Raw genomic sequence first — 22,681 nt, 5'->3', positions numbered from 1 at the left:
CTCACTCGGGCCGAGCCGCCGACGCACCATCGGTGACCGGATCGGTCACCGGCTCACCACGATACAGGCTCTCGAACGTCGTCAGCGTGCGCTGGATGTCGTGCGCGGCGATGAGTCGGAGGGACTCCCGCTTGTACTCGGCGTAGCGCTCCGGGTCGGCCTCGAGCACCATGCGGAGCTTCGCCGCCAGGTCCTCCGGGCTGCCCGGCTCGAAGAGGTAGCCGTTCTCGCCGTCGTGCACGAGATGCGGCAGCGCCATGGCGTTCGCGGCCACGACGGGCAGCGCCGAGGCCATCGCCTCCATGGTCACGATCGACTGCAGCTCGGCGATCGAGGGCATCGCGAGCACGGATGCCCGGTGGTAGACGTCGCGCAGCTGCTCGTCGGTCACGTAGCCGGTGAAGGTGACGCGGTCGGCGATGCCGAGTTCGACCGCGAGGTGCTCGAGGTTGCGCTTCTGGTCGCCGCCGCCGACGATCTCGATCTTCGCGTCGAGCTCGGGCGGCAGCAGCGTCGCGGCGCGCAGCAGCACGTCGATCTGCTTCTCGCCCGTGACGCGGCCGACGAACACGATGCGGTTCTCGGTGCGGGGCTCCCAGTTCGGCGAGTACCTGGCCGCGTCGACGCCGCAGGAGATCGCATGCACGCCGCTGAGGCCGGTGTACTTCTCGAGGAACTCGGCGGCGCGGCGGGTCGGGGTCGTGACCGACTCCGCACGGCCGAACGTGCGCCGGGCGGCCTTCCAGGCGAGCCCGACGGCCCACTCCTGCCACGCCTTCGGGATGAGCGTGAACTCGAGCATGTTCTCGGGCATGAAGTGGTTGGTGCCCACGATGCGGATGCCCCGCGCCTTCGCCTCGACGGACAGGCCGCGCCCCACCACGATGTGCGACTGGAAGTGCACCACGTCGGGCCGGACCTCGTCGAGGATGCGGGCGCTGTTGGCCCGGATGCGCCACGGCAGCGCGAACCGCAGCCAGTCGTGCGGGTACCAGCGCCAGCTGTACAGGCGATGCGTGACGATCTGCTGTCCCTCGTGGACCTCGGTCCAGGTGCCGTGCCGGCGGCTCGGCGACGGAGCGACCACGTGCACCTCGTGCCCGCGCTCGACGAGTCCTGCGGCGAGCCGCTCGGCGAACCGCGCCGCCCCGTTGACGTCGGGCGCGAAGGTGTCCGCCCCGATCAGGACGCGCAGGGGGCGCCGGCCCTCCGCCGTCGAGGACTCGGCGGCATGCGCATCGGGGGTGTCAGACACGTGGCGGTGGTCCTGTTCGATCAGAGGGGGTGCGGGGTGATGACCCCGTCGTCGGCGTGGGATCGGGTGTCCCGGGCGCGTGGACAGCACACTAGCCTACCCGTTCGGGTCGCCCCCGGAGTTGCGCGCATGTCGCGCGTGCGCGCACTCAGAGCTTCGACTGCGGGTGATGCCGCGCGAGCTGGAACACGCCCCAGACCGCGACGATCCCGGTGAGCACGAAGACCACGCTCGCCCAGGTCGGCGCCTGCGACGCCTCGCCGAGCACGACGATGCCGATGCCCACCGCGACCATCGGGTCGACGACGGTGAGTCCGGCGATGACGAGGTCGGGCGGACCCGTCGCGTAGGCGTTCTGCACGAAGTACGCGCCGAGCGCGGTCGCGGCCAGCAGCGCGACGACGCAGAGCAGCGTGAGCCAGTCGAACTCCCCCTGCTCGATGCGCCCCAGGATCACCTTCGCGAGGGTCGCCACGAAGCCGTACAGGAAGCCGGCGCCGAGCACGTAGAAGATCGCCCGCATGCGGTGCCGCAGGAACGCGAACGCCGTGCCCAGCAGCACGAGCGTCACCGCGAGGATGGCGAGGATCGTGTAGAGGTCCTGGTTCGTGACCGGCGTGTCCACCGCCGTGAAGGCGGCGACGCCGACGAAGAGGAACACGCCGCCCACGCACATGCAGATCGCGACGATCGACTGCCGGTTCAGGCGCACGTGGTTCACGCGCGAGTTCAGGATCGCGGTGATCACGAGGGCGATGGCGCCGAGCGGCTGCACGACGATGATCGGTGCGAAGTAGAGGCTCCCGAGCTGGAAGGCGATCGCGAGGCCGAGCATGAGCGTGCCGACGACCCAGGACGGTCGGGCGAGCAGCAGCGCGAGCTGACGGGTGTTCAGGCCCTTGCCCACCGAGGTGACGGTGTTCGACTCGACCTTCACGACGCCGCGGTGCTGGAACTGCGCCCCGAGCGAGAGGAACACCGCGCCGACCAGCGCGAGCGGGATGCCGATGAACTGGGTCGGATCGAGCGCGATCTGCTCGGTCAGGTCGGCCAGGTCCGGGTCCACGCTCCGACCCTACCCGTTCGCCCCACCGATATCCTTGGCGAATGGCCGTCCTCCCGATCCGCATCACGGGCGACCCCGTGCTCCACGCGCCCGCCTCCCCCGTCGAGCGCATCGACGACGAGCTCCGCACCCTCGTGGCCGACATGTTCGAGACCATGGACGCCGCCCCCGGGGTCGGCCTCGCAGGGCCCCAGGTCGGAGTGCCCCTGCGGCTGTTCACCTTCGGCTGGACGGACGAGGACGACGTGGCGTGGCGCGGCGTGGCCATCAATCCCGAGCTCTGGATCAGCCCGCCCATCCCGGGTGACCCCGACGAGGCGAGCGAGTCGGAGGGGTGCCTGTCGTTCCCGGGCGAGCGGTTCCCGCTGCGGCGCGCCGAGCGCGCGCTGCTGCGCGCGACCGACCTCGACGGCGAGACGTTCGAGATCGAGGCGGAGGGCTGGCTCGCGCGCATCTTCCAGCACGAGTTCGACCACCTCGACGGGGTGCTCTACGTCGACCGGCTCGGCGCGGGCGACCGGAAGACGGTCGCGAAGCTCACCCGCAAGGCGGGCTGGGGCGTGCCCGGCGTCAGCTGGATGCCCGGGGTCGACGACCTCGACGCCTGAACCGCTCAGGTGACGGCGCGCAGGCCGGCCGCGACGGCGGCAGCCGCGGCGACGACGAACACGAACGGCACCCGCACCGCGTAGAGCGCGGCCGCGACGATCAGCGCGGGGATGCGCGCATCGACGACGAGGGCCTGGCCCGCGCCGAGGGTCTGCACCGCGATGAGCGCGGCCAGGAGCGCGATCGTGAGCAGGTCGGCGATGCGCGCCGGGCGCTCGCGCTCGAGGAATCCCGCCGGCACGAGGTAGCCGGCGAACTTCAGGGCCGCGCACGCGACCGAGGCGATGAGCACGGTGTGCCAGAGCGTCATGCGCCGACCCCCTCGTCCCGGCGGCGACCGAACAGGTTCCACCACCCCACGACCACCGCCACGACGGCGGCGACCAGCACCGGCAGGCCCGGTGCGAGCACGGGGGTCGTGAGCGCCGCCACCACCGCGGCGCCCGCCGCCACGGCACCCGCCTGCACCGACTTCAGCCGGGGCCACAGCAAGCCCAGGAACGCGGCGGCGGCAGCGGCATCCAGCCCCCAGGCCGAGGTGTCGCCGAGGGCGTCGCCGATCAGCGCGCCGAGCAGCGTCGTGAGGTTCCATCCGACGTAGATCGCCGCGCCGGTCGCCCAGAACCCGACCCGCTGCAGCGCGGGCGCTCGCTGCGCGAGCGCGACGGCCACCGACTCGTCGATGGTCCACCACGGCGCGACGACGCGTCGCCAGCCGGTCGGCCGCACGATCGGCGCCATGCGCATGCCGTAGACCACGTTGCGCAGGCCCAGCATCACCGAGCTCGCGACCGCGGCGGGGCCGGCCGCTGCTCCCCCGGCCGCGATCACTCCCACGAGCGCGAACTGCGAGCCGCCGGTGAACATCACGAGGCTCAGCACGCAGGCCTGCCAGACGTCGAGCCCCGAGGCGACCGCCAGGGCGCCGAACGAGATGCCGTACGCCGCCGTCGCGAGCCCGACCGCGAGGCCGTCGCGCACCACGCGGGCACGCGCACCCGGGTCGTCGGCGGCATCCGCGCCATTCCCCGGAGCGAGCCCACCGGCACCGGCATGCGTCTCGGCACCCTCGGTCGGCCCGTCGCGATCCTCGGCCATGCGCCCTGCCCCCTGCAGCCTCATCCGTACGCGACGAGAACCGAACCTACACCACGCTCCCGACGGGCACGCACGCTTCGGGCTAGAGCGGCAACAGCACCGGCACCAGCAGCACGCTCACGACGAGCACCAGCAGGGTGAACGGCACGCCCGTGCGCACGAAGTCGCCGAATCGGTAGCGCCCAGGCTCGACCACCAGCGTGTTCACCGGCGACGACACGGGCGTCATGAACGCCGACGAGGCCGCGAGCATCACGATCATCGCGAAGGGATAGGGCGAGACGCCCAGGTGCTCGGCCGTCGTGATCGCGATGGGCGCCATCAGCACCGCCGTCGCCGTGTTCGAGACGAAGAGGCCGATGACCGCGGTGGTCGCGAACAGCGCCGCCAGCAGCAGGCGCGGACCCGCGTCGCCGAACGCGTCGAGCAGGGCGTCGGCCGCGAGGTCGATGCCGCCGGTCACCTCCAGCGCCTGGGCGAACGGCAGCATGCCCGCGATGAGGAGCAGGGTCGGCCAGTGGATCGCACGGTACGCGCTCGGCATGTCGATCGCGCGCACGAGCCCCATCAGCAGGGCGCCGATGAGCCCGGCGATGACGTTCGGCACGATGCCGGTGACCATCAGCACGACCATGACACCCACGCTCGCGAGCGCGAACGGCGCGCGGTCTGCGGCCGGTGCCACCTCGTCGACCTCAGCGGGCAGGTCGAGGGCCACGTAGTCGCGCTTCGCCTCCTGCAGGCGGTGCACGGCGTCCCAGCCGCCCGCGACCAGCAGCGTGTCGCCGGCGCGCAGCCGCTGGTCGCCGAAGCCGCTGCCCGCGGCGTGGCCGGCGTGCCGCACGCCGAGCACCGTCAGGTCGTGCTCGGTGCGGAACCGCAGGTCGCGCACGCTGCGCCCGACCGCTGCCGAGTCGGGAGCGACCATCACCTCGGCCATGCCCACCTGCCGGGAGTACGCCTCGAAGAAGTCGCCGGGCAGGTCGACTTCGGCGAGGTGCAGGCGCTCGAGTTCCGTCTCGCCCGGTGCCATGTCGAGCACCAGGGTGTCGCCGCGCGCGACGGTCGCGTCGCCGGCGGTCGCGAGGCTCGTGCCGCGCAGGAACCGACGGCGTTCGAGCCCGAGCACCGAGCTCGGCGCGTCGTCGAACGCGATGCCCGAGAGCGCGAGCCCCACGAGTGGGGACGCGGCGCCCACCAGGTAGCGCCGGGTGCGCCGGTCCACCCCGTAGTCGCCGACGAGCGAGCCGAACGTGCGCCGGGACGCGGCCGCGTCGTGCGGCTGGTCGTCGCCGAGCATCCGCCGCGCCAGCAGCATGTAGCCGATGCCGAGCGCGAGGATCACGAGGCCGAACGGGGTGACGCTGAAGAAGTCGAAGCCCTCGTTGCCGTGCCGCACGAGCTCGGCGTCGACCACCAGGTTGGGCGCGGTCGCGATGAGCGTCAGCATGCCCGAGACGAGCCCCGCGAAGCTGAGCGGCATCATCAGCTGCCGGGGCGACATGCCGGTGCGCGCCGCGATGCTCAGCACCACCGGGATGAAGATCGCGACCACGCCGGTCGAACTCATCACCGCGCCGAGCAGCGCGACCGACAGCATGAGCAGCACGATCAGCCGGGTCGCACTCGTGCCCGCGCGTGCCGCCAGCCAGTCGCCCAGGCGATAGGTCACGCCGGTGCGCGAGAGCCCCTCGCCGACCACGAACAGCGCCGCGATGAGGATGACGTTCGGGTCGGCGAAGCCGGCGAGCGTCTCCGGCACGGTGAGCACGCCCGTCAGCGGCAGGGCGACGACGACCAGAACGGCGACCACGTCCATGCGCGGCCGGCCGACGGCGAACATCGCGATCGCGGCGGCGAGCAGCGCGAGCACCAGCAGCAGGTCACCCGTCACGTGCAGCCCTCCCCCGAGGCATCCGTCGTCTGCAGCAGACTATCGGTGCCCGGGTCGCCCGCCCGGAACGGGAGAACGCCCCCGCGACCGGAGTCGAGAGGGCGTTCAACTGGCTCCTCCACTTGGACTCGAACCAAGAACCTATCGGTTAACAGCCGATTGCTCTGCCAATTGAGCTATGGAGGATCGCGCGAGGGCCTCAGATACTGTAGCAAACGCGACCCCGGGTTTCCCAATCGGGGCCGGGCGGACGCTCAGGCGGTCGCGTCGTCGAGCAGCTCCTCCGGGATGTCGCGGAAGTACGCCTCCGAGAGGCGCTTGACGTACGGGTGGATCGGGTCGTCGAGCACCTCCTCGAGCGTGCCCAGCGCGACCATCTCGCCGTGGTCCAGCACGGCGATGCGGTCGGCGATGCGGTCGAGCACCGCGAGGTCGTGGCTCACGATCAGCGCCGTGAACGCGCGCTCCCGCTGGATCTCGCCGATCAGGTCGACGACGGCGTCGCGCACGGTCACGTCGATGCCCGCGGTCGGGTCGTCGGCGATGAGCAGGGTGGGCTCGAGGATGAGCGCACGGGCGAGGGCCACGCGCTGGCGCTGGCCGCTCGAGAGCTCGTACGGGAACTTGGGCATCACGTCGAGCGGGAGGCGGACGGCGTCGACCATGGCCGCGACGCGCGCCGTGAGGGCGCGCCGGCTGTAGCGCCGGTCGCGCAGCAGCACCGGCTCGCCGACGTTCTCGGCGACGGTGCGATCGGGGGTGAGCAGCGACGATCCGTCCTGGGCGAGGTGGCCGACGTCGAACATCAGCTGCGTCGCCCTGCGGCGGCTGAGGCCGCGCATGCGGTAGCCGAGCACGGTGGCCTCGCCGCCCGTGATGACGGGCGAGGCGCGATGCGCGTCGTGCAGGTGGTCGCCGGCGAGCACGTTCGCCACGGTGCTCTTGCCGGAGCCGGCCGCGCCGAGCAGGCCCACGACCTCGCCGGGCGCGACGTCGAGCGTGAAGCCTCGCACGGCGACGTGCGCCGGGCTCGCCCCGTGCGGCGGGTACTCGATCGTGAGGTCGCTCGCGCTGATGGGGAATCCGTGGGCTGCTCCGTGGGTCACGACGACAAGCCTCCCCCAATTCGGGGGGAAACTCCACGTCGCAACGCCACGGGGCCGGCCGATCCCGTCAGTTCTTCGCCAGCGCGCCGTACTGGAACTTCAGCGACGCGTCGACGGTGTCGGCGAGCCCGGTCACGTCGGTGCCCGCGACGACCGCCTGGGTGCCCTGGAGCACCGGCAGCGACGGCAGGTCGTCGGCGACGAGGTCCTGGATCTCCTCGATCGTCGCGACGCGCGCGTCCGCGTCGGGCTCGGTCGCCTGCGCGATGATCAGCCGGGTCACCTCGTCGTCCTCGTAGTGGTTGTCGAGGTACCCGTCGGGCAGGAAGAACGGCGTGAGGTACGTGTCGGGGTCGGGGTAGTCGGGGAACCAGCCGAGCTGGTACGCCGGGTACGCGTCCTCCGCCCGCTGCGCGCCGAACGTCTCCCAGTCGGTGCCCTCGAGGGTCACGCCGAACAATCCGCTCGCCTCGAGCTGGTCGGCGATCGCCGTGAACTCCGCCTCCGAGTCGGGCCCGTAGCGGTCGGTGACGTACTGGAGGTCGAGTACGACCGGCGTGTCGACGCCGGCGTCGTCGAGCCGTGCCGCGGCGGCGTCCGGATCGGGGCCTCCCGCGCCGTCGCCGTAGCGCTCCAGCAGCGGCTCGCCCGCCCCGGGCAGCCCCGTCGGCACGTAGCCCTGGAGCGGCGTGAAGCTGCCGAGGTAGACGTCCTCCGAGAGTGCCTCGCGGTCGATGAGGTCGGCGACCGCCCCGCGCACCGCGAGGGCGCGGTCGGCATCCGCCTCCTCGGTGGCGGCGCCGTACGGCATGGTGTCGAGGTTGAAGACGAGGAACCGGATCTCGCCGCCCGGCCCCTCGACCACCTGCACCTCGGGGTCGTCGCGCAGTTCGGCGATGTCGGCGGGCGACAGCGTGCGGTGGGCCACGTCGATGTTCCCCTCCTCGACGTCGAGCCGCAGGTTCGCGGCGTCGTCGTAGTACCGCACCTCGACCGCATCGGTCGCCGCGGGCCCGAGCAGCCCCGCGTAGTCGGGGTTCGCGCGATACGAGATCGTCGTGCCCGGCTCGAACGCCTCGATCGTGTACTGGCCCGCGAACGGCTCCGCCGCCACGATGTCCGCATCCGACGTCACCGCGTCGGCGGCGAACACCTCCTCGTCGACGATCGGGCCGGCGGGGCTGGAAAGGATGTACGGGAAGACCTGATCGTCCTCGGTGAGGAGGGTGAACACGACGGTGAGGTCGTCGGGCGCCTCGACCGAGGCCAGGTTGTAGAGCAGCGACGAGGGCCCGGCAGGATCGGCGATCGCGAGCTGGCGGTCGAAGGAGAACTTCACGTCGGAGGCCGTCAGGTCGTCGCCGTTGGCGAACGTCAGGCCCTCCTTGAGCGTCACCGTGTACTCGGTCGGCGACGTGAACTCGGCGGACTCGGCGATGTCGGGCTCGACCTCGGGGCTGCCGTACGGCGAGTTCATGAGGAACGGGTAGACCTGGTTCATCACCTGGTACGAGCCGTTGTCGTACGAGCCGGCCGGGTCGATGCTCGTGACCTGCTCGGTCGTGCCGATCGTGAGCACGGCCTCGGCGTCGGTGTCGTCGGTGCCGCCGGTGCACCCGGCGAGGACGAGCGCGGCCACGGCGCCCGCGGCGATCACGCCGCCGCGCCGGAGTGTGGCGAGTGCAGTGGACATGGGTGCGTGCCTCCTCCTGCGTGCGGAGGGCGCGACGAACAGCCGTCGCGAACGTTTCCCCCACTCGCCACACTACCCAGTCGCGGCGGGCGTGCGGCTGGGCGAACGCTCCGAAGCGCCCGAGCGGATGCTGCGCGGGCGCGCGGCGGGCGCCCGGGGCGCGCGCCCGCACGGGCCGTGCCGCTACTCCTGCCGGAGCGTGCGCCGGTCGGCCTCGACCGCCACGAGCGCGCGCTGCACCGACGCGTACGCCTCGCGATCGGTCGCATCCGTGCGCTGCAGGCGGCCCAGCAGCTCGGCCTTCTGCCGCAGCAGCTCGCGGTCGACGAGCGACGTCACGACGCCGCGCACGTACACCGCGAGCTCGCGCTCGCTGCGCTCGGGGATGGGTGCGACGGCGAGCTGGTGCACGAGGCCCGCGAACGTGGGCGGCACCTCGGCGACCACGCGCGCCACGAGGTCGCGCGCACCGCCGGCGGCGAATGCGGCGGAGACGCCGTCGCGCACGGTCGCCAGCGCCTGGTTACCGAATCGGCAGTCCACGGCCTGGCGGAGGAGGTCGTCGCCGACCTGGTCGGGATGCTGCAGCACCGCCTGCAGGGCGTCGCGCTCGAGGCGCGTGGCCGGGTCGGGCGGCAGGTCGGCGATCGAGAACGGGCGCTCGGGCGCCGCATCCGTCGCCGCCGGCTCGTGCGCGGCCGCCTGGCGCGCCTCGCGGCCGCCGGAGGTCGCCCGCGCGGCCGCTCCCCCGCGACCCGCGGCCTGCACCGCGCGCTGCACCTCCCCGAGGTCGGTGCCCAGCATGCGGGCGAGCTCGCGCGCGTAGCCGGGTCGCAGCGACGGATCGCGGATCTCGGCGACCACCGGCGCCGCCGCCCGCAGCGCCGCGACGCGACCCTCGACGGTCTCGAGGTCGTACTGGGCGAGCGTGTGGCGGATCACGAACTCGAACATCGGCGTCTTGCGCTCGATGAGCCCGCGCACGGCCGCGTCGCCGCGCTCCAGGCGCAGGTCGCACGGGTCGAGCCCCTCGGGAGCGACGGCGACGAAGGTCTGCGCGGCGAAGCGCTTCTCCTCGCCGAAGGCGCGCATCGCCGCCTTCTGGCCCGCCGCGTCGGGGTCGAACGTGAACACGACCTCGCCGAGGCCGCTGTCGTCGCCGAGCACGCGCCGCAGCACGGTGATGTGATCGGGCCCGAACGCCGTGCCGCAGGTCGCGACCGCGGTCGTGACGCCCGCGAGGTGGCACGCCATCACGTCGGTGTACCCCTCGACGACGACGACCTGGCGCCCGCGCGAGATGTCGCGCTTGGCGAGGTCGAGCCCGTACAGCACCTGCGCCTTGTGGTACACGGGCGTCTCGGGGGTGTTGAGGTACTTCGGGCCCTTGTCGTCGTCGAGCAGGCGGCGGGCGCCGAAGCCCACGGTCTGCCCGGTGATGTCGCGGATCGGCCACACGAGGCGCCCGCGGAATCGGTCGTAGACCCCGCGGTCACCGCTGGAGACGAGCCCGGCCGCGGAGATCTCGTCGTCGCGGAACCCGCGGCCGCGCAGGTGCGTCAGCAGCGCGTCCCAGCTCTTCGGGGCGTAGCCGACGCCGAACCGCCGCGCGGCCTCGGAATCGAAGCCGCGCTGGCCGAGGAAGCGGCGGCCCGGGTCGGCGTCGGGGGCGCCGAGGCGCTCGACGAAGAACTCGGCCGCCGCCTGGTTCGCGGCGAGGAGCCGCGCGCGGTTGCCGTGCTCCTCGGCCCGCCCGCCGTCCTCGTAGTGCAGCTCGAACGCGATGCGCCCGGCGAGCCGCTCGACCGCCTCGGTGAACGTGAGGTGGTCCATCCTCTGCAGGAACGTGTACACGTCGCCCGATTCGCCGCAGCCGAAGCAGTGGTAGTAGCCGAGCTGGGGACGCACGTGGAAGCTCGGGCTGCGCTCGTCGTGGAACGGGCAGAGCCCCTTCATCGACCCCACGCCCGCCGACTTCAGGCTCACGTGCTCGCCCACGATGTCGGCGATGTTGGTGCGGGCCTTCACTTCCTCGACATCGCTCTGTCGAATGCGGCCCGCCATGGGTTCGATCCTAGTCAGCGCGCCGGGCGCGGAGGCCCCACCCGGGGCATCCGCCCACCGTGCGTCCTGTGGAGGACCTCACCGCTGCACGAGCCGCTCGTACCAGGCGAGCGCCGACTGGTCGGTGAGGCTCGCGACCTGGTCGACGATGACGCGCTTCCGGGCCGCGTCGTCGCCCGCCGCGCGCCAGTCGGCGGCGAAGCCGGGGTCGAGGTGCTGCGCGCCGGTCGCGAGCAGGTGGTCGGCGAGGTCGGCGAGGATGCGGCGCTGCTGCACGTACACCGGCTGGCGGCTGTTCGTCGCCATCACGTAGGTGGCCACGATGCCCTTCATGACGGCGATCTCCGCCTGGATCTCGCGGGGCACCACGACGTCGGCGTCGAACCGGATGAGGCTCGCCATGGGGAACGCCGCGCGAGTGGCATCCGTCGCCACGTTCGCGAACCGGCCGATGACCTGGCTGGCGAAGTTCTTCAGCCGGCCCTGCTCGAGGCGCGAGCCCGTCCACTCGTGCGGCCAGAGCTCCATGGCCGACAGCCGGTCGAACGCCTCGGCGAGCTCGTCGGCCGAGACCGACCCGCCCATCCAGTCGCCCATCGACGCGATGAGCGCATCGTGGTCGGCACGCGCGTCGAGCGCGGCGACGTCGATGAAGCCGTTCACGATCGCGTCCTCGAAGTCGTGCACCGAGTAGGCGATGTCGTCGGAGAGGTCCATGACCTGCGCCTCGATGCAGAGCCGCCGCTCGGGTGCACCGCGGCGGAGCCACTCGAACACGTCGGCGTCGTCGGCGTAGAAGCCGAACTTCTCGCGCCCGCTCGGGTCGGCGACCGACCCCGACGCCGGCCACGGGTACTTGCAGCTGGCGTCGAGGCTCGCGCGGGTGAGGTTCAGGCCGAACGGCTGCCCGTCGTCGCCGAACACCTTCGGCTCCAGCCGGGTGAGGATGCGCAGCGTCTGCGCGTTGCCCTCGAAGCCGCCGATCTCGGCCGCCCAGTCGTTCAGGCCCTGCTCGCCGTTGTGGCCGAACGGCGGATGCCCGAGGTCGTGCGCGAGGCACGCGGTGTCGACCACGTCGGGCGACAGGCCGAGGCTCGCGCCGATCTCGCGGCCGACCTGCGCGACCTCGAGCGAGTGGGTGAGGCGGTTGCGGGCGAAGTCGAGGCCGAGCGTGGGGCTCAGCACCTGCGTCTTCGCCGCGAGGCGCCGCAGCGAGCTCGAGTGCAGCAGCCGCGCGCGGTCGCGCTCGAAGTCGCCCCGGCGGCTGTACTGCTCCTCCGGATGGCGCCGTTCGGTGTCGGCGTCGTCGTATCCGCCGAAGAGTCGATCGCGCACGCCTACCCGCCGCTCGTGTCGAGTTCGGCGTCGACGAGGCGCGCCCGGTCGTCGCCCACGAGCTCGCGGGAGTCGAGCCACCCGTCGGGCAGCGCGGGCCGCTTCGGGGTGCCGGCGCGGCCGCGCGGCCCCTCGGCGCCCTCGCCGGGGTACGGGGTGTCGGCGTCGAGCGTGCCGAGCAGCTCGTCGAGCTGGGCGAGCGACTCCACGGTCGCGAGCTTCGCCCGCAGCTCGCCGCCCACCGGGTACCCCTTGAAGTACCAGGCCACGTGCTTGCGGATGTCGCGGCAGCCGCGCTCCTCCGACTCGAAGAACTCCGCGAGCAGCTCGGCGTGCCGGCGGAACGCCGTGGCGACCTCGCCGAGCGTCGGCTCGGCCTTCCGGTGCCCGCCGCGGAACGCCGAGGCCAGGTCGCCGAAGAGCCACGGGCGCCCGAGGCATCCGCGCCCCACCACGACACCGTCGCAACCGGTCTCGTCGACCATGCGCAGCGCGTCGTCGGCCGACCAGATGTCGCCGTTGCCGAGCACCGGCACGCTCGTGACGGTCTCCTTGAGCTTCGCGATCGCCGACCAGTCGGCGGTCCCCGAGTAGAACTCGCTCGCCGTGCGGGCATGCAGGGCGACGGATGCCACGCCGGCGCCCTCCGCGATGCGCCCGGCCTCCAGGTAGGTGAGGTGGTCGCCGTCGATGCCCTTGCGCATCTTGATCGTGAGCGGGACGTCGCCCGCGGCGCGGGTCGCGCCCTCGACGATCGCGCGGAACAGGTCGGTCTTCCACGGCAGCGCCGCGCCGCCGCCCTTGCGGGTGACCTTGGGCACGGGGCATCCGAAGTTCAGGTCGATGTGGTCGGCGCGGTCCTCCGCGACGAGCATCGTCACGGCTTCGGCGACGGTCTTCGGGTCGACGCCGTAGAGCTGGATCGACCGGGGCGTCTCCGACTCGTGGTGGCGGATGAGGCGCATCGACTCGGGCGTGCGCTCGACGAGCGCGCGGCTCGTGATCATCTCGCTGACGTACAGGCCCGCGCCGTACTCGCGGCAGAGGCGGCGGAACGCCGTGTTCGTGATGCCCGCCATGGGTGCGAGCACGACGGGCACCTCGAGCTCGATCGGGCCGATCGAGAGCGGGCGTGCGGGGGCGGTGGTCGTTGGCATCGCCTTCGATTCTCCCAGACGACGCGGGCGTTCCGGTCCGGGACGCGTGGTCGGCACGTAGGATTCGGGCAGATCGACAGCGGGGAGGACGCGGATGCCACGATTCGAGGGGCTCACCGGCGTCGCGCGCGTGCGCGCCGACGCCGCCGAACGCGGGCTCGAGATCGAGGTGATCGAGCGCCCCGCGGCGCGGAGCCTCGAGGAGGCCGCCGCGCTGCTCGGCATCGCGCCCGGCGACATCGTGAAGTCGCTCGTGGTCAAGCGCAGCGACGACACCTACGTCTTCGCGCTGGTGCCCGGCGGGCGCAAGATCTCCTGGCCGAAGCTGCGCGCCCTGCTCGGGGTCAACAAGCTGCGGCTGCCCGAGGCGTCGCTCGCGCTCGCCGCGACCGGCTACGAGCGCGGCACGATCACCCCGCTCGGCTCGCACACGGCGTGGCCGGTCGTCGCGGACGCCGCGATCGCCGGCCGCCGGGTCTCGATGGGTGCGGGCGAGCACGGCCGCAGCCTGTTCGTCGACGCCGACGCGCTCGTCGCTGCGCTCGACGCGACCGTCGCCGACATCAGCGAGCCCGAGTAGACCGGTTCACCGCGCGAACGGTCGGATGCCGTCGGTCGATCCGTCTGCTCCGTACGAAACAGAGGAGATTTCGGCCGATACGCCGGGAAGCTGCGGCGTGTCGAGGCGATTCTCCGCATCCCGGTACGCGTCAGTGATCGGTCAGTGACCCGGCGGGCTCGAATCCGGGGATGAGGCAGGCGTCGCCCTCGCAGACGGCGGCCGACGGGTCGCCCGCGATCATGGCGAACGGGGCCGGGGCGGGGGCATCCGTCAGCGCAGGGACATCCGCCTGCGCGGGGGCATCCGCCTGCTCGCCGCTCACGCGGCGGCCTCGCGCTCGCCGGCGACCTGGCTGAGCACCTGCGAGAAGACCTGGGCGGGCTGGGCACCCGAGACGCCGTACTTGCCGTCGATGACGAAGAACGGCACGCCCTGGATGCCGTAGGCGCCGGCCTGCGCGATGTCGGCCTGCACGGCGGCGGCGAAGCGGCCCGAGTCGAGCGCCTCGCGCGCGGCATCCGCATCGAGGCCGACCTCGGCGCCGATCGCGACGAGCTCGTCGACGCGACCGACGTGGCGGCCGTCGACGAAGTACGCCTGGAGCAGCCGCTCCTTGAGCTCGAGCTGCAGGCCCTGCTCCTTCGCGAAGTGCAGCAGCTCGTGCGCCTTGAGGGTCTTGGTGTGCTGGAGCGCGTCGTAGTCGTACGCGAGGCCCGCGTCGGCGGCGATGCCCACGACGCGGTCGATCATGCCCTGCACCTGCTGCACCGGCAGCCCCTTGTGGCCGGCGAGGAAGTCGGCAGCGCTGCCCTCGAAGTCGACCGGGGTGTCGGGCGACAGCTCGAACGAGTGGTACGTGATGTCGACCTCGGGCGCGTCGTCGCCGAGCGCGGCGACGCCCTGCTCGAGGTGGCGCTTGCCGATGTAGCACCACGGGCAGGCGATGTCGGACCAGATGTCGATCTTGATGGGGGAAGTCACGCTGGGGACCAACGGATGCGGCCCGCGATCCATTCCCTCGCATCGATCGGGCAGGTCGCGGGAGACCGCCCTACTTCGCGTCGGGCGTGTCGACCGCCCCGCCGAAGCGGCGGTTGCGGCTCGCGTAGAGCTCGATCGCCTGCCAGAGGTCGACGCGCGAGAAGTCGGGCCAGAGCGTGTCGAGGAACACCATCTCGGCGTACGCCGACTGCCAGAGCAGGAAGTTCGAGGTGCGCTGCTCGCCCGACGAGCGCACGAACAGGTCGACGTCGGGCATGTCGGGCACGTACAGCCGCCTGGCGATGAGCTTCTCGCTCACCGCAGAGGGGCGGATGATGCCTGCCGCAACGTCGTCGGCGATCGAGCGCACCGCGTCGACGAGCTCGTTGCGCCCGCCGTAGTTCACGCACATCGTGAAGTGCAGGCCCGTGTTGCCTGCCGTCAGCTGCTCGGCATACTGCAGCTCGTCGACGACCGACTTCCAGAGGCGCGGCTTCCGCCCGGCCCAGCGGATGCGCACGTTCCACTCGTTGAGCTGGTCGCGCCGGCGGTGCAGCACGTCGCGGTTGTAGCCCATGAGGAAGCGCACCTCGTCGGGCGAGCGCTTCCAGTTCTCGGTCGAGAACGCGTACACCGAGAGGTGCTGCACGCCCGCCTGGATCGCGCCGGCGACCACGTCGAGCAGCACCTCCTCCCCCGCCTTGTGGCCCTCGATGCGGGTGAGGCCCTTGCGGTTCGCCCAGCGGCCGTTGCCGTCCATGACGATCGCGACGTGCGCGGGCACGCCGCCCCGGGGGAACGCGGGCGGCTCGAGGCCCGTCCAGTCGATCGGGCGGTACGGCACCGCGTCCTTGTGGGTGTACGGCTTGGGACTCACGTGTGCTCCGGTTCGCGGCTGACGTGCGGCAGCGAGCGCAGGCCGCGCTCGAGGTGCCACTGGGTGTAGGCGGCGACGATGCCGCTGGCCTGGGAGCGGAGACGCTCGTCGGCGGCATCCGCATGCGCCCAGTCGCCCTCGAGCAGGGCGCCGAGCAGGGCGATCGTCTCGGCGCTGAGGCGGGGCGCACCGGGCGGGGCGTCGTCGTCGCAGACCACGCCGCCGACCTGCACCACGACGGCGGTGTGCGGGCCGGGCCGCCCGCAGCGGGCGCAGTCGGCGAAGCTCGGTGCCCAGCCCGCGATCGACAGCGCGCGCAGCAGGTAGGAGTCGAGGGTGGCGGATGCCCCGTGCTCGCGCCTGGACAGCGAGCGCAGCGCGCCGACGAGCAGCAGGTACTGCGGGGTCGACGCCTCGGACTCGCTCAGGCGGTCGGCCGTCTCGACCATGACGTTCGCGGCGGTGTAGCTGCCGTAGTCGGCCGCGATGGGAGCACCGTACGCGCCGAGCGACTCGGCCTGCGTGATGACGTCGAGCGTGCGCCCCTCGTAGAACTGCAGGTCGGCGACCATGAACGGCTCGAGCCGGGAGCCGAACTTCGAGGCGGTGCGCCGCACGCCGCGCGCGACGGCGCGCACCTTGCCGTGGCGCCGGGTCAGCAGCGTCACGATGCGGTCGGCCTCGCCCAGCTTGTGGGTGCGGAGGACGACCCCCTCATCTCGGTAGACCGGCACCACACCAGTATCGCCGCTGCCGGCGTCATCGGTGCGCGCGCGGGCGGCCCGTCGGGCGCGTGCCGCAGCCGCGCGCGGTCGGTTCCCGCCGGGAGCGCGTCACGTCCCCGGCGGGAACCGTCCGGCGTCAGACCAGCGCGGGCTCGGCCTCGGCCTGCTCGGCCACGTTCGTGCGCAGCGCGCGGTTCACGGCCGAGACCACGGCCTTCAGCGACGCCGTCGAGATGTCGCCGTCGATGCCGACGCCCCAGAGGGTGCGGCCGTCGACCTGCGCCTCGACGTACGCCGCCGCCAGCGCGTCGCCGCCCGCCGACAGGGCGTGTTCGGCGTAGTCGAGCACCCGCACGTCGACGCCCTCGGCGCCGAGCACCGAGAGGAACGCCGCGACAGGTCCGTTGCCCGACCCGTCGGCGTCGACCCGCTCGTCGCCGTCGCGCAGGCCGACGCGCACGCGCACCTCGCCCGACAGGTCGGACTCGCTGCGCATCGAGAGCAGTTCGTAGCGGCCCCACTTGTCGTCGGGGCGCTCCTGCGGCGCGGGCAGGTACTCGTCGGTGAAGATCGACCAGATCTCCTCGCTCGTGACCTCGCCGCCCTCGGCGTCGGTCTTGGCCTGCACGACGCCCGAGAACTCGATCTGCAGGCGGCGCGGCAGCTCCAGCGCGTGGTCGGTCTTCAGCAGGTACGCGACGCCGCCCTTGCCCGACTGCGAGTTCACGCGGATCACGGCCTCGTAGCTGCGACCGATGTCCTTCGGGTCGACCGGCAGGTACGGCACCGCCCAGTGCAGGTCGTCGACCCCGACGCCCACCTCGGCGGCGTGCGCGTCCATGGCCTCGAAGCCCTTCTTGATGGCGTCCTGGTGCGAGCCGCTGAACGCGGTGTAGACGAGGTCGCCGGCCCACGGGCTGCGCTCGTGCACGGCCAGCTGGTTGCAGTACTCGGCGGTGCGCTTGATCTCGTCCATGTCGGAGAAGTCGATCTGCGGGTCGATGCCCTGGGTGAACAAGTTCATGCCCAGCGCCACCAGGTCGACGTTGCCCGTGCGCTCGCCGTTGCCGAAGAGGCACCCCTCGATGCGGTCCGCCCCGGCCATGTAGCCGAGCTCGGCTGCAGCGATCGCCGTGCCGCGGTCGTTGTGCGGGTGCAGCGACAGGATCACGTGCTCGCGGAAGGCCAGGTTGCGGCTCATCCACTCGATGGAGTCGGCGTAGACGTTGGGCGTGGCCATCTCGACGGTGGCCGGCAGGTTGATGATGACGTTGCGCTCGGCGGTCGGCTCGAAGACCTCGAGCACCCGGTTGCAGACGTCGACGGCGAACTCGAGCTCGGTGCCCGTGTAGCTCTCGGGCGAGTACTCGTAGTAGACCTCGGTGCCGGGTACCGTGGCCTCCATCTCGCGGCACTTGCGCGCACCGGCCAGGGCGATGTCGATGATGCCCTGCCGGTCGGTGCGGAACACGACCTCGCGCTGCAGCACGCTGGTCGAGTTGTACAGGTGCACGATCGCCTGCTTCGCGCCGCGGATCGACTCGTAGGTGCGCTCGATGAGGTGGTCGCGCGCCTGCGTCAGCACCTGGATGGTGACGTCGGCGGGAATCGCGTCCTCCTCGATGAGGCTGCGCACGAAGTCGAAGTCGGTCTGGCTGGCGCTCGGGAACCCGACCTCGATCTCCTTGTAGCCCATGCGCACGAGCAGGTCGAACATGATGCGCTTGCGCTCGGGGCTCATCGGGTCGATGAGGGCCTGGTTGCCGTCGCGCAGGTCGACCGCGCACCAGCGCGGGGCCTTCTCGATGCGCTTGGCGGGCCAGGTGCGGTCGGGCAGGTCCACGCGGATCTGCTCGTGGTACGGACGGTAGCGGTGCACCGGCATCGCGGTGGGGCGCTGGGTGTTCTTCATGTGGGTCTCGCTTCTCGCTTCGGGTGGTCAGCCGACGACGAACTCCGCGACGAGTGAGGCCTGAGAACTAGGACTCGTCGCGGCAGCTAAGGAGAAGCAGGCCATGGAGCACGGCTCAAGGGTACCACCAGCCGTGCGGGCCGTGTCCAGAGCGAGCGGATGCCCCTGAGCCGACGCGACCCCGTGGCATCCGGTCAGAAGCCCAGGCGGCCGAGCTGCTTCGGGTCGCGCTGCCAGTCCTTCGCGACCTTCACGCGCAGGGACAGGAAGACGCGTCGCCCGAGCAGCGGCTCGATCTGGGCGCGCGCGGTGGCGCCCACGGCCTTCAGGCGCGACCCGCCCTTGCCGATGATGATGCCCTTCTGGCTCTCGCGCTCGACGTAGAGGTTGGCGTACACGTCGATGAGCGAGCCGTCCTCGCGCTCGATCATGTCGTCGACGGTCACCGCGATCGAGTGCGGCAGTTCGTCGGAGACGCCCTCGAGCGCCGCCTCGCGCACGTACTCGGCGATGCGCTCGACGGTCTCCTCGTCGGTGAGCGCATCGGCCGGGTAGAGCGGCTGGGCCGACTCCGGCAGCATCGCGATGAGCTCGTCGACGAGCACGTCGAGCTGCTCCCCCTTCGGCGCGGACACCGGCACGATGAGCTCCCACTCGCGGAGGTCGGACACGGCGAGCAGCTGCTCGGCGACCTTCGCCTTCGACGTGGCATCCGTCTTCGTCACGATCGCGACCTTGCGCGCCCGCGGGTAGTCGTCGAGCTGGGTGTTGATGAACCGGTCGCCCGGGCCGATGGCCTCGTCGGCGGGGAAGCACATCGCGATCACGTCGACATCGCCGAGGGTCTCCTGCACGAGCGAGTTGAGGCGCTCTCCGAGCAGCGTGCGCGGGCGGTGCACCCCCGGGGTGTCGACCAGGATCAGCTGGCCCTGCGGCCGGTGCACGATGCCGCGGATCGCCCGGCGGGTGGTCTGCGGCTTCGAGCTCGTGATCGCGACCTTCTCGCCGACGAGCGCGTTGGTGAGCGTCGACTTGCCCACGTTCGGCCGTCCCACGATCGAGACGAATCCCGCCCGATAGGGCGTGGGCTCCTCGGTGTCAGCCACGTCCGTTCCTCCGTTCGTCGTCGGCGCCCTCGAACGCGCTCTGCGCGTCGATGAGCGCCTGGTCGCGCCAGGCGATCACGGTGCTGAGGCGCTTGCGCCGCCCCTCGGTGCGGTCGGCCACCATGACCAGGCCGCTGAGCGTCGCCTGCTCGCCGAGCACGGGCAGCCGGCCGAGCACCTTGGCGAACAGGCCGCCCACCGAGTCGACGTCCTCGTCGTCGAGTTCGATGCCGAACAGGTCGCCGAACTCGTCGACGGGCAGACGCGCGCTCACGCGGTAGCGGCCGCCATCGAGCTCCTCGACCTCGACGACCTCGCGGTCGTACTCGTCGGAGATGTCGCCGACGAGCTCCTCGATGAGGTCCTCCATCGTGACGAGCCCGGCGATGCCGCCGTACTCGTCCACGATCATGGCGAGGTGGTTCGACTCGACCTGCATCTGGCGCAGCAGGGCATCCGCCTTCATCGACTCGGGCACGAACGCCGCCGGTCGCGCGATCTCGGCGATCTCCAGCGCGTCCGCGTCGAGCGGGCGCTCGAAGCCGAGCCGCGACAGGTCGCGCAGGTAGAGCACGCCGACGACGTCGTCGACGTCGTCGCGGATCACCGGGATGCGCGAGACGCCGGTCGAGTGGAACAGCGCCATCGCCTGGGTGAGGTGCGCGTCGGCCTCGATCGTGATCATGTCGGTGCGCGGGATCATGATCGCCCGCACGACCGTCTCGTTGAACTCGAAGATCGAGTGGATGAGCTCGCGGTCGTCCTCCTCGAGCACCGCGTGCTCGGCGGCCTCGTCGACCATGCTGAGCAGCTGCTCCTCGGAGTCGACGCCTCCCAGCCGGGTACGGCCCGGGGTCACGATGTTGCCCAGCCGGACGAGCCCGTCGGCGAGCGGGCCGAGCAGCACGCGCGACCCGCGCACGATCGGGGCGGCGAGCCGGAGCACGGTGTCGGCGTGGGCCCGGCCGACGCTGCGCGGGCTGACCCCCACGAGCACGAACGAGACGGCCGACATCAGCACCGCCGAGCAGAGCAGCACCAGCCAGAAGTTGTCGAAGACGCTCGCGAACGCGAGCGTCACGAGCACGGCCGCGGTCATCTCCGCGGAGATGCGCAGGAAGTTCAGCGCGTTCAGGTGCGGACCCGTGTCGTGCGCGATCGCGAGCAGCGAGCGGCGCGCCCGCGCCTCGTCGGCGAGTTCGACGATGTCGTTGCGGGAGGTCGAGGTGATCGCGGAGTCGACGGCGGCCAGCAGTCCACCGAAGGCGACGAGCACGAATGCCGCGCCGCCGAGCAGCCAGGGTTCCATGTTCAGCGGCGCCGTTCCTGCATCGCGAAGCCGACGAGGATGTCGCGCTGGATGCCGAACATCTCCTTCTCCTCCTCGGGCTCGGCGTGGTCGAAGCCGAGGAGGTGGAGCAGGCCGTGCGCGGTGAGGAGCTGGAGTTCGTCGAGCAGCCCGTGGCCGGCCGACTGCGCCTGGGCGGCGGCGACCTGCGGACACAGCACGATGTCGCCGAGGAGCCCGGGCGGGCTCATGGCGTCCTCCGTGCCCGGGCGCAGCTCGTCCATGGGGAAGCTCAGCACGTCGGTCGGGCCGGGCTCGTCCATCCACTGCACGTGCAACTGCTCCATGGCGCCCTCGTCGACGAGCACGATCGCCAGCTCCGCGTCGGCGTGCACGTGCAGCGCGTCGAGCGCGAACACGACGAGGCGCTGCAGGGCCTCCTCGTCGACCTCGACGCCCGACTCGTTGTTGATCTCGATGCTCACGAGGTGCTCCTCCGCGGGGGCAGGTGGTCGCGTGGTCCGGGCCGGTTGGCGCGGCGGTCGGCGCGGTTGGCGAACTCGCGCGCCTGCTCGCGCTCGAACCGCTGCGCCTGCTTCGTCTGGTCGTACTCGGTGTAGGCGTCGACGATGCGGCCGACGAGCGTGTGGCGCACGACGTCGTCGCTCGTGAGGTTCGCGAAGTGGATGTCCTCGATCCCGCCCAGGATGCGGGTGACGAGGCGCAGGCCGCTCGCGCCGCCGGGGAGGTCGATCTGCGTGACATCGCCGGTCACGACCATGCGCGAGCCGAACCCGAGGCGGGTGAGGAACATCTTCATCTGCTCGGGCGTGGTGTTCTGCGCCTCGTCGAGCACGACGAACGAGTCGTTCAGGGTGCGGCCGCGCATGTACGCCAGCGGCGCGACCTCGACGGTGCCCGAGGCGAGCAGCTTCGGCACCAGCTCGGGGTCCATCATCTCGTTGAGCGCGTCGTAGAGGGGCCGCAGGTAGGGGTCGATCTTGTCGGTCAGGGTGCCCGGGAGGAATCCGAGCCGCTCCCCCGCCTCGACCGCCGGCCGGGTGAGGATGATGCGGTTGACCTCCTTGCGCTGCAGCGCCTGCACGGCCTTCGCCATCGCCAGGTAGGTCTTGCCGGTGCCGGCCGGGCCGATGCCGAAGACGATCGTGTGGTCGTCGATGGCGTCGACGTAGGCGCGCTGGCCGGCCGTCTTGGGGCGGATCGTCTTGCCGCGGCTGGAGACGATGACCTGGCCGAGCAGCTCGGAGGGGCTCGACGCCGGGTCGGCGTCGAGCATGCGGGCCGACGTGCGCACCTCGGTCGGCGTGACGTCCTGGCCGCTGCGCACGAGCTGGAGGAGCTCCTCGATCAGCCGGCGCACCGCCTCGACGCCCGTGGCCGGGCCGTGCAGCGCGATCTCGTTGCCGCGCACGTGCACCTGCACGTCGGGGTACTCCCGCTCGATGGTCGTCAGCAGGCGGTCCTGCGGGCCGAGCAGGCGCACCATGGCGACGCCGTCGACGGCCAGGCGCGCCTCCGCGGTGCCCGGGGCGTCGATCGCGGGCGCGCGCTCGTCGTCGTCAGCCGGCAAGGCTGCCCTCCTCGAGTCCGCCGGCGAGCACGTGGGCGTGCACGTGGAAGACCGTCTGGCCCGCGTTCGGACCGGTGTTGAAGACGAGCCGGAACTGCCCGTCGGCGAGTTGCGCGGCGACGCCGCGCGCCACGTCGACGACCTCGGCGAGCAGCGCGGGGTCGGCTGCCGCGAGCTCGACCACGTCGCGGTGCTCCTGCGTCTTGGGCGCGACGATCACGTGCACGGGCGCCTTCGGCGCGATGTCGCGGAAGGCGATGACCCGGTCGGTCTCGGCCACCACGTCGGCCGGGATCTCGCGTGCGGCGATGCGTGAGAAGACGGTCGGTTCGGCGTCGTTCGGCATGCGGCCCATCCTACGC

General features: G+C 71.9%; 22 protein-coding genes and 1 tRNA gene. 2 read left to right on the top strand and 21 right to left on the bottom strand.

The genetic code is table 11. The features are described 5' to 3' along the window. Position 1: 1 nt before the first annotated feature. A complete protein-coding gene (locus ABZK10_RS13575) occupies positions 2-1,255 on the bottom strand; it encodes a glycosyltransferase (protein ID WP_353809832.1) in 1,254 nt (417 codons plus the stop codon). 148 nt (positions 1,256-1,403) lie between these two features. Further along, positions 1,404-2,321, bottom strand: a complete 918-nt coding sequence (locus ABZK10_RS13570; protein WP_353809831.1) for a DMT family transporter — start codon at positions 2,319-2,321, stop codon at positions 1,404-1,406. 41 nt (positions 2,322-2,362) lie between these two features. On the opposite strand from ABZK10_RS13570, the gene def reads away from it, so the two are divergent. Continuing rightward, positions 2,363-2,929, top strand: a complete 567-nt coding sequence (gene def / locus ABZK10_RS13565; RefSeq protein WP_353809830.1) for a peptide deformylase — start codon at positions 2,363-2,365, stop codon at positions 2,927-2,929. 5 nt (positions 2,930-2,934) lie between these two features. On the opposite strand, the gene ABZK10_RS13560 is transcribed toward def, so the two are convergent. The 9 genes from ABZK10_RS13560 to dusB all read right to left on the bottom strand — a co-directional run bounded on the left by ABZK10_RS13560 (position 2,935) and on the right by dusB (position 13,277). After that, positions 2,935-3,240 carry an AzlD domain-containing protein gene (locus tag ABZK10_RS13560; protein WP_353809828.1) on the bottom strand — a complete coding sequence of 102 codons (306 nt, stop codon included), beginning with the start codon at positions 3,238-3,240 and terminating at the stop codon, positions 2,935-2,937. Next, positions 3,237-4,028, bottom strand: coding sequence for an AzlC family ABC transporter permease (locus ABZK10_RS13555; protein ID WP_353809827.1), 792 nt, complete (start codon positions 4,026-4,028; stop codon positions 3,237-3,239). Before ABZK10_RS13555 ends, ABZK10_RS13560 begins: the two co-directional genes overlap by 4 nt. Positions 4,029-4,110: 82 nt before the next feature. Beyond that, on the bottom strand, positions 4,111-5,922 hold the full coding sequence (locus ABZK10_RS13550) for an SLC13 family permease (protein ID WP_353809826.1): 1,812 nt from the start codon (positions 5,920-5,922) through the stop codon (positions 4,111-4,113). A gap of 110 nt (positions 5,923-6,032) precedes the next feature. Beyond that, a tRNA-Asn gene (locus tag ABZK10_RS13545) sits at positions 6,033-6,108 on the bottom strand. 68 nt (positions 6,109-6,176) lie between these two features. Then, a complete protein-coding gene (locus ABZK10_RS13540) occupies positions 6,177-7,028 on the bottom strand; it encodes an ATP-binding cassette domain-containing protein (protein WP_353809825.1) in 852 nt (283 codons plus the stop codon). 67 nt (positions 7,029-7,095) lie between these two features. Further along, positions 7,096-8,721: an ABC transporter substrate-binding protein gene (locus ABZK10_RS13535; protein ID WP_353809824.1), complete on the bottom strand. Its 1,626-nt coding sequence runs from the start codon at positions 8,719-8,721 to the stop codon at positions 7,096-7,098. 183 nt (positions 8,722-8,904) lie between these two features. Beyond that, on the bottom strand, positions 8,905-10,785 hold the full coding sequence (gene dnaG, locus ABZK10_RS13530; RefSeq protein ID WP_353809823.1) for a DNA primase: 1,881 nt from the start codon (positions 10,783-10,785) through the stop codon (positions 8,905-8,907). A 78-nt stretch (positions 10,786-10,863) separates the two neighbouring features. Next, complete coding sequence (locus ABZK10_RS13525; protein ID WP_353809822.1) at positions 10,864-12,120, bottom strand: deoxyguanosinetriphosphate triphosphohydrolase; 1,257 nt, start codon at positions 12,118-12,120, stop codon at positions 10,864-10,866. Positions 12,121-12,122: 2 nt separating this feature from the next. Next, the gene (gene dusB, locus ABZK10_RS13520; protein ID WP_353809821.1) at positions 12,123-13,277 is read right to left on the bottom strand and encodes a tRNA dihydrouridine synthase DusB; all 1,155 of its coding nucleotides are present in this window, start codon (positions 13,275-13,277) and stop codon (positions 12,123-12,125) included. 94 nt (positions 13,278-13,371) lie between these two features. Between dusB and ABZK10_RS13515 the strand changes: the two genes are divergently transcribed. After that, the gene (locus tag ABZK10_RS13515) at positions 13,372-13,857 is read left to right on the top strand and encodes an aminoacyl-tRNA deacylase (RefSeq protein ID WP_353809820.1); all 486 of its coding nucleotides are present in this window, start codon (positions 13,372-13,374) and stop codon (positions 13,855-13,857) included. A gap of 130 nt (positions 13,858-13,987) precedes the next feature. Here ABZK10_RS13515 and ABZK10_RS13510 read toward each other — a convergent pair whose 3' ends face one another. The 10 genes from ABZK10_RS13510 to ABZK10_RS13465 form a co-directional block, all read right to left on the bottom strand. Next, positions 13,988-14,161, bottom strand: coding sequence for a hypothetical protein (locus tag ABZK10_RS13510; RefSeq protein ID WP_353809819.1), 174 nt, complete (start codon positions 14,159-14,161; stop codon positions 13,988-13,990). Next, positions 14,158-14,820, bottom strand: coding sequence for a DsbA family oxidoreductase (locus ABZK10_RS13505; RefSeq protein WP_353809818.1), 663 nt, complete (start codon positions 14,818-14,820; stop codon positions 14,158-14,160). Before ABZK10_RS13505 ends, ABZK10_RS13510 begins: the two co-directional genes overlap by 4 nt. A gap of 70 nt (positions 14,821-14,890) precedes the next feature. Beyond that, positions 14,891-15,697: an isoprenyl transferase gene (locus tag ABZK10_RS13500; protein ID WP_353809817.1), complete on the bottom strand. Its 807-nt coding sequence runs from the start codon at positions 15,695-15,697 to the stop codon at positions 14,891-14,893. Beyond that, entirely contained in the window at positions 15,694-16,431 is a 738-nt protein-coding gene (gene recO, locus ABZK10_RS13495) for a DNA repair protein RecO (RefSeq protein WP_353809816.1), read from the bottom strand. The genes ABZK10_RS13500 and recO overlap by 4 nt, the downstream gene beginning before the upstream one ends. A gap of 127 nt (positions 16,432-16,558) precedes the next feature. After that, the gene (gene leuA / locus ABZK10_RS13490; RefSeq protein ID WP_353809815.1) at positions 16,559-18,334 is read right to left on the bottom strand and encodes a 2-isopropylmalate synthase; all 1,776 of its coding nucleotides are present in this window, start codon (positions 18,332-18,334) and stop codon (positions 16,559-16,561) included. A gap of 194 nt (positions 18,335-18,528) precedes the next feature. Next, on the bottom strand, positions 18,529-19,440 hold the full coding sequence (gene era, locus ABZK10_RS13485; RefSeq protein WP_353809814.1) for a GTPase Era: 912 nt from the start codon (positions 19,438-19,440) through the stop codon (positions 18,529-18,531). Then, entirely contained in the window at positions 19,433-20,749 is a 1,317-nt protein-coding gene (locus ABZK10_RS13480) for a hemolysin family protein (protein ID WP_353809813.1), read from the bottom strand. The genes era and ABZK10_RS13480 overlap by 8 nt, the downstream gene beginning before the upstream one ends. A gap of 2 nt (positions 20,750-20,751) precedes the next feature. Then, a complete protein-coding gene (gene ybeY / locus ABZK10_RS13475; protein WP_353809812.1) occupies positions 20,752-21,213 on the bottom strand; it encodes an rRNA maturation RNase YbeY in 462 nt (153 codons plus the stop codon). Beyond that, complete coding sequence (locus ABZK10_RS13470) at positions 21,210-22,235, bottom strand: PhoH family protein (RefSeq protein ID WP_353810547.1); 1,026 nt, start codon at positions 22,233-22,235, stop codon at positions 21,210-21,212. The genes ybeY and ABZK10_RS13470 overlap by 4 nt, the downstream gene beginning before the upstream one ends. Before the next feature lie 73 nt (positions 22,236-22,308). After that, a complete protein-coding gene (locus ABZK10_RS13465) occupies positions 22,309-22,665 on the bottom strand; it encodes an HIT domain-containing protein (RefSeq protein WP_353809811.1) in 357 nt (118 codons plus the stop codon). Positions 22,666-22,681: the final 16 nt, after the last annotated feature.

The sequence above is a fragment of the Agromyces sp. SYSU T00194 genome (assembly GCF_040496035.1).
GTDB classification, from domain to species: domain Bacteria; phylum Actinomycetota; class Actinomycetes; order Actinomycetales; family Microbacteriaceae; genus Agromyces; species Agromyces chitinivorans.
The sequence above is the reverse complement of the archived record's forward strand: the minus strand, read 5'-3'. Positions and strand labels throughout refer to the sequence as shown.

Coding starts and splice junctions, on each gene's coding strand:
- def (WP_353809830.1), top strand. CDS start 2,363: ATGGCCGTCCTCCCGATCCGCATCACGGGCGACCCCGTGCTCCACGCG.
- ABZK10_RS13560 (WP_353809828.1), bottom strand. CDS start 3,240: ATGACGCTCTGGCACACCGTGCTCATCGCCTCGGTCGCGTGCGCGGCC.
- ABZK10_RS13555 (WP_353809827.1), bottom strand. CDS start 4,028: ATGGCCGAGGATCGCGACGGGCCGACCGAGGGTGCCGAGACGCATGCC.
- ABZK10_RS13535 (WP_353809824.1), bottom strand. CDS start 8,721: ATGTCCACTGCACTCGCCACACTCCGGCGCGGCGGCGTGATCGCCGCG.
- dnaG (WP_353809823.1), bottom strand. CDS start 10,785: ATGGCGGGCCGCATTCGACAGAGCGATGTCGAGGAAGTGAAGGCCCGC.
- dusB (WP_353809821.1), bottom strand. CDS start 13,277: ATGCCAACGACCACCGCCCCCGCACGCCCGCTCTCGATCGGCCCGATC.
- ABZK10_RS13515 (WP_353809820.1), top strand. CDS start 13,372: ATGCCACGATTCGAGGGGCTCACCGGCGTCGCGCGCGTGCGCGCCGAC.
- leuA (WP_353809815.1), bottom strand. CDS start 18,334: ATGAAGAACACCCAGCGCCCCACCGCGATGCCGGTGCACCGCTACCGT.
- ABZK10_RS13480 (WP_353809813.1), bottom strand. CDS start 20,749: ATGGAACCCTGGCTGCTCGGCGGCGCGGCATTCGTGCTCGTCGCCTTC.
- ABZK10_RS13470 (WP_353810547.1), bottom strand. CDS start 22,235: ATGGTGCGCCTGCTCGGCCCGCAGGACCGCCTGCTGACGACCATCGAG.
- ABZK10_RS13465 (WP_353809811.1), bottom strand. CDS start 22,665: ATGCCGAACGACGCCGAACCGACCGTCTTCTCACGCATCGCCGCACGC.